We start from the raw sequence: 13,659 nt of genomic DNA, 5'->3' as shown, positions 1-13,659 counted from the left end.
GTGTTAGAACAACTGAAGGAAGAAGTGCTTCAAGCAAATTTGGACTTACCCAAGCATGGACTCATCAAATACACATGGGGAAATGTAAGTGCGGTTGACCGTGAGAGCAGCTTGTTCGTCATCAAACCTAGCGGTGTAAGCTATGAAACGATGAAAGCTAGCGATATGGTAGTCGTTGACTTTGATGGAAATGTGGTTGAAGGAGAGCTGAGACCTTCATCGGATACTCCGACACATGCCGTACTTTATAAGCATTACTCCGAGATTGGCGGCATCGTGCACACGCATTCAACTTGGGCAACGATATGGGCTCAAGCCGGTCTTGATGTGCCCGTAATGGGAACTACGCATGCAGACACTTTCTACGGTTCTGTACCTTGTGCCCGTTTCTTGACTCAAGAGGAGATCGATCGCGGCTATGAAGCAGAGACAGGCCGTGTAATTATCGAAACCTTTGAAGAGCGCGGGTTAGACATTTTAGCCGTGCCCGGTGTCTTGCTAAAGGGCCATGGACCCTTTACCTGGGGCAAGGATGCCAAGTCAGCAGTAATGAACAGTGTCGTGCTGGAAGAAGTTGCGAAGATGAACTTATTTGCAAGAGAGCTCAATCATTTTGCTGAAGAATTGCCGCAGCGCATTCTCGACAAGCACTATTTGCGGAAGCACGGGAAGAACGCTTATTACGGTCAGAAATAATCCATTCTACTTATAAATTAAGAAAAGAGGATGATCTTAAATGACAACAAATAAAAAAGTGTTTTGGTTTGTCGTAGGTTCCCAACATCTTTATGGAGAAGAGGCATTGGCAGAGGTTAAAGCCCATGCTCAGACGATGACTGATGCGCTCAATAATAGCGGCGTTCTGCCTTATCCGCTGGAACTTCAGGATTTGGCTGTGAGTGCAGACAAAATCACAAGCATTATGAAGGAAGTCAACTATCGGGATGAAGTTGCCGGTGTCATCACTTGGATGCATACTTTCTCGCCAGCAAAAATGTGGATTCGCGGAACGAAATTGCTGCAAAAGCCGCTGCTTCATCTAGCAACTCAATACAATGAGAGCATTCCTTGGGCAACGATCGATATGGACTTCATGAACCTGAACCAAGCGGCTCACGGTGACCGTGAGTATGGCTTTATCAATGCCCGCCTGAACAAACAAAATAAAGTGGTAGTAGGTTACTGGGAACGTCCTGAAGTACGTCAGCAAATTGCAGACTGGATGGACGTGGCGGTTGCTTATAACGAAAGCTTCAACATCAAAGTTGCCCGCTTTGGAGACAACATGCGCAACGTTGGCGTTACCGAAGGGGATAAGGTTGAGGCTCAAATTCAATTCGGATGGACCGTAGATTACTTTGGAATTGGGGATCTCGTTGAGTACGTGAACGCGGTTAAGAACGAGGAAATCGACGCATTGTTCGCAGAATATGCGAAGCTCTACGAATTTGATTACGGTACTTACAGCAAAGAAGCATGGGAAGCCAGCGTAAAAGTACAAGCAAGCTATGAAATTGCGCTTAAACGCTTCCTTGATGAGGGCGGTTATAATGCCTTCACCTCAAACTTCGAAGATTTGCATGGTATGAAGCAGCTTCCGGGTCTTGCTGTTCAACGTCTGATGGCACAAGGATACGGCTTTGCGGGTGAAGGGGACTGGAAGACGGCAGCTCTCGACCGCCTGCTGAAGGTGATGAGCCATAATGAGTCCACGGGCTTCATGGAGGATTACACTTATGAGTTAGCTGCAGGTCAGGAAGCTATCCTGCAATCCCATATGCTCGAAGTGGACCCAAGCTTGGCTAGCAACAAACCCAAAATCATCGTATCTCCACTAGGAATCGGCGACCGCGAAGACCCAGCGCGTCTGGTCTTTGACGGTAAAGCAGGAGACGGTGTAGTGGTATCCATGGCTGACTTCGGCACGCATTACAAGCTGTTGATCAACGAAGTTACTGCATTTGAACCAACCGTTCCAGCACCAAAATTGCCAGTGGCCCGCGTGCTTTGGGAAGTGAAGCCAAACTTCCAGGATGGAGTAAAAGCCTGGATTGAGAACGGCGGCGGTCACCATACCGTAGTCTCACTGAACCTGACAACAGATCAAATTGTGACCTATGCAAAGCTGGTTAATCTGGAATACGTAGTGATTAAGTAAGGCAGCTATCTGGGCGTAAACCTAAGCCTTTTGATTTGCCTATACGATTTGAGGCCGGGGTTCTTACTCCGGCCTTTTCCTACTCCTACTATAGACGAGAGCCATTGCTTTATGAATTTTGAGACGGCTGCTGTGTTGTAAGCTTGAGATGCTTCGTGATTTGTTCTTCGTGATGTCTGTCATGATTAATAGGTGAGTGCCGAATTGAAATCAGTGGCATTTATTACTGTTGACAAAATATTTGACCAGGATTAGTATTAATAAAAATATTTGCAAGCCGGTAAAATTTAAAATTGAATATGATTACAAGCTATGATTGCTATGGATCACACTATAGCAGGAGCAGCTTCTGGAGAGACTGCGGGGTTCCGCAGCGCCGAAGGGTTCACAATCTCAGGCAAAAGGACAGAAGAGTATTAAATAATTTTTTGTTATGACTTTCTTATTTGGACATAGCAAACCTTTATTTATTATTCTTATGGACCAGGAGATTGGAGCGCATCCAATCTCTTTTTTTATTGCATTTCATTCGCTTTGATAAGGGGGAGTTCGTGTGGCACATCAAGAATTACAGAGAAATTTAAAAAATCGGCACGTGCAGCTCATTGCTATTGGCGGTACTATTGGTACCGGGTTGTTCTTAGGATCAGGCAAAGCCATACAGCTGGCAGGGCCCTCCATCATCTTTGCTTATCTCATCGTAGGGATGGCCGTTTTCTTTGTGATGAGAGCGCTGGGAGAGCTTCTGCTGTCCAAGGCCGGTTATCAATCGTTTACAGACATTGCCGAAGACTATCTTGGACCGCGTGCAGCGTTCGTAACCGGATGGACCTATTGGTTCTGCTGGATTATGACGGCCATGGCTGACGTTATTGCTGTCGGGGTATATACACAATATTGGTTCGATATTCCGCAATGGGTCCCTGCAGTCATCTGCTTAATCGTCCTATTAGGGCTCAACCTATTAACGGTTAAAAATTTCGGGGAATTGGAGTTTTGGTTTGCCTTAATCAAGGTAGTGACGATTCTCGCCCTGATTGCCATTGGCGTGATTTTGCTGGTGGTAGGGTTCAAAACGGATACAGGAGAGGTCACTTTAAAGAATATCTGGGCGCATGGCGGAATGTTTCCGAACGGGATCTCGGGTTTCTTGCTTTCGTTCCAAATGGTGGTGTTCGCCTATGTCGGTGTAGAACTGGTGGGGGTATCGGCCGCAGAAACATCCAGTCCGGAGAAGAATATCCCGTCGGCTATTAATAAAATTCCATTAAGAATTCTATTCTTCTACATTGGTGCACTGATTGTCCTGTTATGCATTAATCCATGGACAGAGCTAAGTCCGGCTGAAAGTCCTTTTGTAAAAACGTTCAGTCTGGTGGGGATTCCGATTGCCGCAGGCATCATTAACTTTGTTGTATTAACCTCGGCCGCTTCCGCTAGTAACAGCGGATTGTTCTCAACAAGCCGGAGCCTATATAATTTAAGCAGGAACAACCAGGCTCCAGCATCTTTAGCAAAATTGAATAAGAATCATGTACCTGGTAATGCGTTGCTGGTATCCACCCTTGTTCTATCGGTAGGGGCGCTGCTGAGCAAGCTGATTCCGGAGCAAGCTTTTGGCATTGTGACCACCATTAGCGCCATTTGCTTCATATGGGTATGGGGTGTCATTCTCGTCTGCCATGTGAAGTATAAGAAGACACAGCCGCATTTACACGAAAAGTCAAAATTCAAAGCACCGTTCACACCATTTATCAATTATGTTGTCCTGGCGTTGTTTGCAATCATTCTTATTATTATGCTGTTTGCTGAAGAGACTCGTCCGGCGCTGTTGTTGACCCCACTCTGGTTTATTTTATTATTTGTCTTGTACTCGAGCAGAAGACGAGTGAATAAGAATAACAATAAATCTGCGAAGATTTAAGAGCACCCGAGCGGATTGGTATCCGTTGCCGGGCGTCAGAAGCTAAAATACACGATTACGCAGCAGCCGTTCCTCGGGGGTTGATCGGGGAACGGTTGTTTTTTGTAATAGAGCTTCGGATTCCGCGACAACGTTGAAGTTATAGGCGACGAGCTAATCACTGTATTGACACTCTGATAGGAGTGCATAACAGACTACTGAGGTAAAACATAATGTCTAAAATGGATAATATGATGGCAATTCTATGGATGCTGCATTCGGGCAGGAAAGTTACTGCAAAGCAAATTTCTGAAAAGCTAGAGATGAATATAAGGACGGTTTACCGTTATATGGACGCCCTTTCTGCCAGTGGTGTGCCGATCATATCGGACACAGGTCATCATGGTGGGTACACCCTGCTGAATCACTTTATTGAAAGTCCTCTTGTTTTTGATGTGGAGGAGCAAACCGCCTTGCTTCACGCTGCTATTTTTGCAGAAGAAGCTGGATACTATTCCGGGGAAGCATTACACAGAGCAACATCAAAGCTAAGGATGTACTCAAATCAAGAGCAGGAGAGAAGGATCAGTCAGCATTTAGAAGGGCTTGAAGTGATTAGCCCAAGCGGAAACCCATCTGTGGAGCCTCTACTTAAGAAGCTGCAGCAGAGTATAGTAGACGAATTGTCTGTAGAGATTGAATACCGTGCAAGTCGTGATGAGCAAACTAGGCGCAGGCTTGTTGATCCTTATGGATTGGTTCATTGGAATCATAACTGGTACGTCATTGGATGGTGTCATTTAAGGAAGGAAATCCGCAATTTTAGAGTGGAACGGATTAACTATATTATTCAGACAGAGATAACCTTTCTTCGTCCAAAGTCCTTTTCGGCGGGTGAGTTTCTTAGGAAAGGCCTGCTTCCAGAAGCAAAGGATCAGCGAGCACTTATCTCTTTGGTTGTAGCTGGTAAGGCAAGTGCACTGGATGACCTGTGCCAGCATTGGTTTCTAGGGCATCATTTCAATGAGCGGACTTCTGGGAAGGTGACATTTCTAATGGAAGAAGAGGCCCTTCATAGGTATGTGCCGTATCTGCTATTACCCTATGGCAAATCGGTTCAAGTCATTGAACCTATAAGCTTGAAGCAGAAACTAATTGAAGTTCTATATGAGTTAATAGATTTTTATCAAGCTTAGGAAACTTCACTGACGGAGGCTGTCAGTGAAGTTTTTTTATAATGGGATACATCACTTAGATAGGAGTGTATATGATGCATACGAGAAAAGTGTACCTTTATGTGTTTGATACGATGGCAGACTGGGAGACCGGTTATTTAATCGCGGAGCTGAATTCGGGGAGGTATTTCAAGCCAGGCATAGCGCCCTTAGAAGTGGTTGCAATAGGCGTCGATAGAAGTCCTGTTACGACTATGGGAGGATTGAGCATACTGCCTAGTCTTTCTTTGGAGGAGTGTACGCTTAAAAGTACAGATGTCTTAATTCTTCCAGGGGGAGAAACTTGGTTGGAAGCCGTTCACGAGCCTATGCTGACAAAAGCCGCAGCAGCTTTAAATAGTGGCACAGTGGTTGCGGCGATTTGTGGTGCAACAATGGGACTTGCCAAGGTCGGGTTGCTAGACGCAAGAAGGCATACCAGCAACAATCTGGAATACCTGAAGATGGTCTGTCCCCATTACATAGGCGAAAAATATTATGAGGAGGAGCCAGCAGTAACGGACGGGAATTTAATTACTGCATCCGGCATAGCCCCGCTACAATTTGCGATGCATGTAATGAAGGAGCTGGATGTATTTGCCCCGCAAACCTTGCAAGCATGGTTCAATCTTTATCAGACCCATGAGCCAACATATTTCTTTGAGTTGATGAATTCTATCGGATCGAAGTAGCAGCTTCAGCAATAGAAACAGAACGGATCAAATCACCAAGTTTATACTGGACTTGGTGATTTGTTATATCTGCTGAAGTGCTTAGAATGTACGCAGATCAAGAGGACTCAGGCATTAGCATATGTATATTTATTGTATAGCTATAGTTGTTAAACTGATGTATTAGAATGTTGCAAAAATTGTGCAGGATGTAAAGCATGAGGCAGATCACGCTTCTTAATATATCTTGGAGGTTGACAACTTTAGTTATGAATAAACAAGCGGTTACAGACGAATTGGTCGTTAGGGCGCTGGAGAAGAATTTGGCTATGATTCGTTTTGATATTGATCGAAGAGTTGCTTATGTAAATGGGGTATTTGCGGATACAATGGGTTATTCCATTGAGGATATTATGAGAATGAAGCATGAGGACTTCTGCTTCGACTCCTTTGTGAGCTCGCCGGTTTATGAGCAGTTCTGGCAGGCACTCCTGTCAGGGCACAGCTTTCAGGATAAGATAGAGCGGAAGAATGTCCGCGGTGAATCGGTGTGGCTGGAGGCCACTTATATGCCGATATTTAATGAGCAGGAGACTGAGGTCATTGGTGTGTCCAAAATTGCAACCGATATTACCGAACGCCAATTCGGTCTAAGTACAGTGGTCAAAGAGCTGGGGGCCACCTCCCAAGGACTAAACCGCCGGGCAGAAGAGGGAATCAGCCAAAGCCAGAAGCTGCTGCTTAGTGTCGACCGGATTGTTGAGGTCTCGGAGAATAATACGCATACCCTTAAGGAGCTGCAGGAACAGGCGAAGTCGATCCAAGGGATTGTGCAGACGATTCGTGATATTGCATCCCAGACTCATCTGCTGGCTTTGAATGCAGCTATCGAGGCAGCACATGCGGGCCCATATGGCAGAGGGTTCGATGTAGTCGCTTCGGAAGTGCGTAAGTTGTCCAACGAGGTGTCGGAGTCCATCATGAAGGTTCAGAATACTATTAATGGCATTACTAAGGAGATTACCGAGATTTCAGACGGTGTCAGCCGTGTTCAGTCTTCTGTTGAGGAGGGCCAGCAGCAGATCCGTGTGACTATAGAGGACTTTAACAGCATTGCTGACTTTGCCCAGAAGCTGGAGGAGCAGGCCCAAAACGTAGCATTAAATATTTGATCTTAAGATGATAGATAGACCCCCCTGGCCTCCTCATTAAAGAATTCAACAACCTCCGTATACTCACCAAGGTCTATCTGGTTCTGCCTTATAATCTTCTGAATAAAGATAGTCTCCATAAAGATCTGATTGATGATCTCCGCACACCATTCAGGAGTGTCCATAAAATAATCCACCAATGCATTGATTTCATCAAAATGAAAGTAAAGGATGTATATAGAATGAACTAAAGAAATGAATGTTATAGGGCCGTATTAGGCCGTTAAATACAGAAAGATCAATGTAAAACTTTAGTTCAATCTATGTAACAAACGTAATTTTGCAGCAAAGTGCGGAAGCAATGTTCGTGATAGGGATTAGAGCGATTGTTAGAGAGGAAGCCCCTTATCAGCTCAAACAGAGCTGTTTTATTTTCAAAGTAAATACTTAACAGGGTATCCACGTCATTAATCAGCTGCAATACAGCTTCTAATCCTTCTTCCGGAGGCATGACCAGTCTGGCGGATTTGCCTTCTATTGTTCTTAACAGCGCAAGGGTGAGATGCTTGCAGGCATCGATCTCCTCCGGCGATATTTGCAGCTTATCGCTGTACTTCTTGCAATTCGCCTTATAGTGGTCATGATATGCAGAGAAATAATGCTCAACATGGATATGGGTCTTCGTATGGATCAAGTCTTGCCCGCTAAAGGAGAAGGAATAGAGGGTCTCTTCATTCACCGGATGCGTATAAAGGTAGAAAAAGAAGAAAAACTCTCTTAATTGCTGCTTCTGTTCATCATTCAGTCTGGCGCTAGAGGTCAGCTGAGCAAGCTGAAAAAAGCAATAGTTCTTCATAAAGTCGTTCATGGCATTATAGGGATTGACGTTAACGATGGACGTCGTCGTATTGATGGTGAACAGCAGGTAGTACAGGATCAATTCATCATATACATCCATATTTTTAAAAGAAGCAGACAGGACAGGCTGCCAGTCCGGATGAAGGATGTAATTAGGATCCCTGGGCTGCAGCTCATATGTCCACTCTGGAAAGGACTCATCCTCCCGGCCGGCAAAGAACAGCTCTGCGCGGTCATCCTCGTAGTAGCAGTACTCAAAGGGATCGGTTTGAAGAGAGGGTAGCCCCCGGTTAAATTTTAAATTTAGGTACTCGTGATAAAGAAGCTGAAATTCCATATAGTCTGGTCCTCGCTCCATATGTATTTCTTATGAGTATAGACTGTGCGTGTTATCCTCTGCCACTATATTCCTCGAAAAAACTCCTGCTTATGAAATTCTAGGCAATCCTGTCTTCTTCTAAATGCCTAAGACAAGGTACACATCGCATAATTTAGATTAGGGCTTAAGGAAGAAGGAGGAGGTAATATGGTGGAGAAGAGGCCGTATAATTATAATCAAGCTGCATATGGAGATATACCGCAACCCATCAGGAAGGATGGTGCTGGATGGTGGGACCTGGGCCCGCGTGACATGATCAGAGATCGTGAGAACCCGGATTTACTGGTTCCTCCCCCTACGGATGCGGGGATGATCCCCAACTTGAAGTTCTCATTCTCCGATGCTCATATGCAGCTGAATCATGGCGGCTGGTCGCGGGAGGTTACCGTTAGAGAGCTTCCTACGGCAACTACGCTGGCCGGGGTGAACATGGCGCTTACGCCTGGGGGAGTACGTGAGCTGCATTGGCACCAGCAAGCGGAATGGTCCATCATGCTTGTGGGTAAGGCGCGGATTACGGCTGTTGACCAGAATGGACGGAACTTTATAGCCGATGTTGGCGTTGGCGATCTGTGGTATTTTCCTCCTGGTGTCCCACATTCGATTCAGGGCTTGGAAGAGGGCTGCGAATTTTTGCTTGTTTTTGATGATGGCAGCTTCTCAGACCTTAATACTCTATCTATCTCTGACTGGTTCGCACATACGCCGAAGGATGTATTAGCGGCCAACTTTGGTGTGCCTGAAGGGGCATTTGCTCATATTCCTTTAGAGCAGCGGTATATATTTCAGGCAGATGTGCCTGGTCCGCTTGAGAGCCAGCAAGTCCCGGACCCCTATGGTACGGTACCGAGAACCTTCTCCCACCGGCTGTTCGCCCAGAAGCCGATCGTCACTCCGGGCGGGACGGTGCGGATCGTTGATTCTACGAACTTCCCTATTTCAACCCAGATCGCTGCTGCCTTGGTTGAGATCAAGCCGGGCGGAATGAGAGAAATGCACTGGCATCCCAACAATGATGAGTGGCAGTATTACCTCTCCGGGATGGGGCGCATGACGGTGTTTGCAGCGAACGGTACGGCCCGGACCTTTGATTATCGTGCCGGGGACGTGGGTTATGTCCCGTTTGCTTACGGACATTACATTCAGAACACAGGCGACCAAAGCTTGTGGTTTCTGGAGATGTTTAAGAGCGACCGCTTCGAAGATGTATCCCTGAATCAATGGATGGCGCTCACGCCCCATCAATTAGTACAGGATAATCTTCAAGTAGGGGCGGAAGTTATGAACGCTCTGCGGAAGGAGAAGTGGCCGGTTGTAAGGTATTCAGGGATGCCCCCTTACTGTCCTTGAACGTTCTTCCACCGGGGCAACAGCAATTCGCTCCTAGGTGTACGGGGAACCGCATCACCTAGGAGCGAAAGGTTGGTACTGTGTTTATAGGATCGGCTAGGGACAGCCAAGTTAACTAGGCCTAGTTAGTTCCTTTTGGAGGCTGGGCGGGGCCCATCATTTAACACCGCATTATAGCTTTTTCACCGGACGCAGCACGGCATAGCCATATCCTTCAGGGAAATGCCGCTGATAGTCCTGCTTGGTCTCCTCATCCCAGGCGTACCCCATCGTCTCAGGGGAGAAGCCCCAGGCTAAATCCTCCACCGTTCTCATGACAGCACCATTATCCTTGAGATAATCAAAGGGAGGATGGAAAAACACCAGGTACTCGGATTCCGGGATCTCCCGGCACTCCATTCCTTCCGGAATAGGTCCATTATAATCAGGGGCCACGGGGATTCCGTACAAGTATCCCTTTTGCCCGTCCTGATAGAACCATCCGGCAGTCTGCCCCAATTGACCGGGGAGTGCCAGGTTGGACATGCTCTCCAGAGTTCCGCTGATCTCATCGCAATCATGCCCATTGTTCCAGAAGCTTCCGTAGTTTTGAGAGCCTAAATCCCAAATGCCGATGAATTTATGTGCTGGAATGAACTCCACCTTGACCTCTGCGGGCTGCAATTTCATTCTGTCCATCTTACCACGCTCCTTGATCCAGTAGTGATAAGGCGAGAACACTTCCTGCCGAATGGCTAGTGGAATAGGCCGGGGTGCTCTTCGGTAAGCTGCCGGGGTAACCTTGAAGGCCTTCACAAAGGCTCTTGTAAAAGCCTCCTGTGATGAGAAACCGTACTTCACGGCAATGTCCAACACGCGATCATCCGTGTCGCGGAGCTCCAAGGCAGCACGGCTGATCTTTCGCGTCCAGATGTATTCCCGCAGGGTCACCCCCGTCAGCTCGTTAAATTGTCTAGAGCAATAGTAGGGCGAGTAGCCTAGCTGATCGGACATTTTCAGCAGAGACGCGGTTTCGAACAGATTGGCTTCCACCCAGTCGACCATATGCTGCACCAGTTCATTCCATTCGTACATGAAAGCTCTCCTCCTTTCGACTTGATCATATCAAAGCGCTTTCCCGTAGACTTGATCTGAGTTGCATTTTTTACCTGCGTCAGATCACCCACCCGGCAGGTTCTTAATTCGTGGAGAGCCAGACTTTGCTCTAGCTGTACATAAAAAAGCTGCACCTCCTGGTTAGTCTTATCTAACCACAGAAGGGCAGCTTGCTGCTAGGAATTAGTTATCTTTGGAGTGGCGTTCGCCAACTTGGAAATCATCGGCATGCTCAAACATATATTTCACGGTCAGAGGATCTTGACCCGTCAGCTTCTTGAAGTCATCGGTGAAGTTGTCCATTTTGCCCAAACGGATGGCTTGGCCGAATGTAACCATGCCCTCTGAGGAGAAAGGCGCCTCGGAGCCCTCCTTAAACTTGCCGTCTGTTGTTCTAGGAACTCCCATCGCATCAAATACGGCGTAGTTCTCATCATCCGTAATCGCTCTGTAGGTGACATGGTTGCCCGTAACCTTGTTGCCAATCTCAATAAAATCAGCAATCGTCATGAGTTCAGGACCATTGATATTCAAGATGGATGCATGATAATCGCTCGATGCCAGGGCATAAGCAACGGCCTTGGCGCAGTCTTTCCGCGAGATATAGGCCATCTTCCCGTCGCCTTGGTTGTTCTTTAACACGCCGTCACCCTTCACATAGGTGAAGTAATTTGTAATCATGGCTTCTGCGTATTGGGAGTTGCGAAGGAAAATATAGTCTAATTGGGCACTTTGGATATACTCTTCCGTAAAAACATGGTCGAGCTTCTCGACGCTCGGATTGGATTCATCGGCAGCGTTGACCAGGGAAGTATAGATGATCTGCTTAACACCGGCCTGTTTGGCAGCATCTACTACGTTTTTATGGGCATTTTGACGCTTGGCACCCACAAAAGGCATGGAGATTAAAGCAAGCTTGTCCGCCTTGGCAAAGGCTTCAGCAAGACCGTCTATCGAGTTAAAATTGGTCACATGCGTCTCAATTCCTTGGTCTGCATACTCTTTAAGGGATGCTGGATCATAGGCACAGAAAATAATTTGGTCTTTATCCACGAGTTCTAACAAATATTTTGCCGCTTGCTGACCCAGATTACCGTCTACACCTGTTAACAATAATTTACCCATGACATTTTCACTCCTTGCTAGAATCTATCGCATAATGATTACATCTATATAATATGTGAAATAAATAACAAAATCTAATGCATATAACTTATGGACCATTGCTAAATCGAATTTCGCAGCTGATGAAGAAAGGATTGCAGGGCCGGATTGGTATTGCTCTTCAAAAAACCGGCTTCAATTTTAAAGGTATGATGTGAGTCCTCGATCGGAATGAGCCGGATTTCTTCCCTCAGATGGGTGAGATGATAGTTATCCGGGAAAAAGCCGATCAAATCCTCTGTCATGATATAGAACAGCTCTGTCTCGATATCGTCCGCGGTTCGGAGGATGTTCGGCTGATAGCCATCAGCAATCGCATGCTCAATCATTAGATGATAGGAGCTGCCAATAACCGTAGGGTTCAGCATAACAAGCGGATATTTATATAATTCATCCTTGGAAATGGATTCTTGGCGATAGAGGGGATGCTGGTGGCTTACAACCGCGCAGTATCGTCCACTGTATAGGGTATAGGTTGATATGTCTTCCTTCCCTTGAAACTCCGAGTCGAAGGCGATGGCCACATCATAGACTCTTTTCTGAAGATATTCTGCGATATCCTTCAGCAGCACTTTATTTAATTCGAGCTTGATATTTGGGTGATTTTCTTTGAATGCAGGGATTAATTTGAGCAGGCTTTGAAGGTCTGTCATGCCGGCATATTCGATATTCAAGGTTTGGGTGTTATTTTTCTGAAAATTCTCTATGCTCGATTGCATATGATTATACTGCTTCCAAAGCACAATGGCTTCACCATAGAACAGCCAGCCGGCTTTGGTCGGCTCAATAGGAATTTGCTTTCTGTCGATCAGCTGAATGCCGAACTCACTTTCGAGTGCAGCAATTTGCTGGCTGATGGTCGTCTGCGATACGTAATTCTTTCTGGCGGTCTCTGTGAAATTTTTGCATTCTACTAGATCAATAAAGTATTTGACCCGCTTAATATTCATCTTAACCTCCGGGGAAATAGCTTGTTCTTATTATAGCGCAAATGAGAATGATTGGTAAAAACAATTCTTTACTGATCGTTCTCAATTATGCTATCATGGGCTCAGGAGGGAATGTATATGGCCAGAAGCAAAGAATTTGAAGAGAACGAAGTACTGGATAAGGCCATGAAGCTGTTCTGGGAGCAAGGGTATGAGAAGACTTCAATGAATGAGCTTGTTGAGCATATGGGGATTCATCGGAGAAGCCTGTATGATACTTTTACCGATAAGCACACCTTGTTCCTCAAGACGATTGACCGATTCGGGGACCGGATGAACGCCAAACTAGCGGCAGGGGTTAAGCATTCCCAGACAGCTGCAGAAGCGCTACGGTTTGTTTTCAACTTCAATATCAACGGTGAACAGGGCGGTCCGCCCGGCTGTATGTTCATCAATTCAGCCGTTGAACTGGCGGCTCGGGATGAAGAGGTAGATGCCAAGGCTACAGGGTCCTTTACCCAGCTGGAAGAACTGTTCACAGAGATTGTAGTGTGGGGACAGGAAAGCGGCGAATTCACCACGGAGTACGAGGCCAGGGAGCTTGCGGAGTATCTCCACAGCGTCTCGGCAGGGATCAGGGCGATGGCTCGGACTTCAGTTAAGAAGGATAAGCTTGAGCGGGTTGTCCAATTAACGCTGCGTATGCTAGATAGATAAAAAACAAATTTTTTTCGTTATTTTAGAATGATCATTCTCATATATAACAAATAACAATTATTTAAAGGAG

General features: G+C 46.2%; 12 protein-coding genes and 1 riboswitch. Of the genes, 8 read left to right on the top strand and 4 right to left on the bottom strand.

What is annotated here, in order from left to right:
• The 6 genes from DCC85_RS22085 (at nucleotide 1) to DCC85_RS22060 (ending at nucleotide 7,118) form a co-directional block, all read left to right on the top strand.
• Complete coding sequence (locus DCC85_RS22085) at nucleotides 1–696, top strand: L-ribulose-5-phosphate 4-epimerase (RefSeq protein WP_108467507.1); 696 nt, start codon at nucleotides 1–3, stop codon at nucleotides 694–696.
• Nucleotides 697–736: 40 nt separating this feature from the next.
• Nucleotides 737–2,158, top strand: coding sequence for an L-arabinose isomerase (gene araA, locus DCC85_RS22080; protein WP_108467506.1), 1,422 nt, complete (start codon nucleotides 737–739; stop codon nucleotides 2,156–2,158).
• 339 nt (nucleotides 2,159–2,497) lie between these two features.
• Nucleotides 2,498–2,577: riboswitch (glycine riboswitch) on the top strand.
• A 134-nt stretch (nucleotides 2,578–2,711) separates the two neighbouring features.
• Nucleotides 2,712–4,082 carry an amino acid permease gene (locus DCC85_RS22075; protein WP_108467505.1) on the top strand — a complete coding sequence of 457 codons (1,371 nt, stop codon included), beginning with the start codon at nucleotides 2,712–2,714 and terminating at the stop codon, nucleotides 4,080–4,082.
• Between the two features lie 212 nt (nucleotides 4,083–4,294).
• A complete protein-coding gene (locus DCC85_RS22070) occupies nucleotides 4,295–5,257 on the top strand; it encodes a helix-turn-helix transcriptional regulator (protein ID WP_108467504.1) in 963 nt (320 codons plus the stop codon).
• A 74-nt stretch (nucleotides 5,258–5,331) separates the two neighbouring features.
• Nucleotides 5,332–5,967 (top strand): type 1 glutamine amidotransferase family protein, encoded by a 636-nt coding sequence (locus DCC85_RS22065; protein WP_108467503.1) that lies wholly within the window; start codon nucleotides 5,332–5,334, stop codon nucleotides 5,965–5,967.
• A 248-nt stretch (nucleotides 5,968–6,215) separates the two neighbouring features.
• On the top strand, nucleotides 6,216–7,118 hold the full coding sequence (locus DCC85_RS22060) for a methyl-accepting chemotaxis protein (protein ID WP_108467502.1): 903 nt from the start codon (nucleotides 6,216–6,218) through the stop codon (nucleotides 7,116–7,118).
• A gap of 295 nt (nucleotides 7,119–7,413) precedes the next feature.
• Here DCC85_RS22060 and DCC85_RS22055 read toward each other — a convergent pair whose 3' ends face one another.
• Nucleotides 7,414–8,292 (bottom strand): hypothetical protein, encoded by an 879-nt coding sequence (locus DCC85_RS22055; protein WP_234414275.1) that lies wholly within the window; start codon nucleotides 8,290–8,292, stop codon nucleotides 7,414–7,416.
• A 189-nt stretch (nucleotides 8,293–8,481) separates the two neighbouring features.
• Between DCC85_RS22055 and DCC85_RS22050 the strand changes: the two genes are divergently transcribed.
• On the top strand, nucleotides 8,482–9,684 hold the full coding sequence (locus DCC85_RS22050; protein ID WP_108467501.1) for an oxalate decarboxylase family bicupin: 1,203 nt from the start codon (nucleotides 8,482–8,484) through the stop codon (nucleotides 9,682–9,684).
• Nucleotides 9,685–9,855: 171 nt separating this feature from the next.
• On the opposite strand, the gene DCC85_RS22045 is transcribed toward DCC85_RS22050, so the two are convergent.
• The 3 genes from DCC85_RS22045 to DCC85_RS22035 form a co-directional block, all read right to left on the bottom strand.
• Entirely contained in the window at nucleotides 9,856–10,758 is a 903-nt protein-coding gene (locus DCC85_RS22045; RefSeq protein ID WP_108467500.1) for an AraC family transcriptional regulator, read from the bottom strand.
• Nucleotides 10,759–10,962: 204 nt separating this feature from the next.
• Nucleotides 10,963–11,904: an NAD(P)H-binding protein gene (locus tag DCC85_RS22040; protein WP_108467499.1), complete on the bottom strand. Its 942-nt coding sequence runs from the start codon at nucleotides 11,902–11,904 to the stop codon at nucleotides 10,963–10,965.
• Between the two features lie 101 nt (nucleotides 11,905–12,005).
• The gene (locus DCC85_RS22035; protein ID WP_108467498.1) at nucleotides 12,006–12,893 is read right to left on the bottom strand and encodes a LysR family transcriptional regulator; all 888 of its coding nucleotides are present in this window, start codon (nucleotides 12,891–12,893) and stop codon (nucleotides 12,006–12,008) included.
• Between the two features lie 117 nt (nucleotides 12,894–13,010).
• On the opposite strand from DCC85_RS22035, the gene DCC85_RS22030 reads away from it, so the two are divergent.
• Nucleotides 13,011–13,589 (top strand): TetR/AcrR family transcriptional regulator, encoded by a 579-nt coding sequence (locus DCC85_RS22030; protein ID WP_108467497.1) that lies wholly within the window; start codon nucleotides 13,011–13,013, stop codon nucleotides 13,587–13,589.
• Nucleotides 13,590–13,659 lie beyond the last annotated feature (70 nt).

The sequence above is a fragment of the Paenibacillus sp. CAA11 genome (assembly GCF_003060825.1).
Lineage (GTDB): Bacteria > Bacillota > Bacilli > Paenibacillales > Paenibacillaceae > Fontibacillus.
Note: the sequence above shows the minus strand (reverse complement) of the source record. Positions and strands in the feature narration are given on the sequence as shown.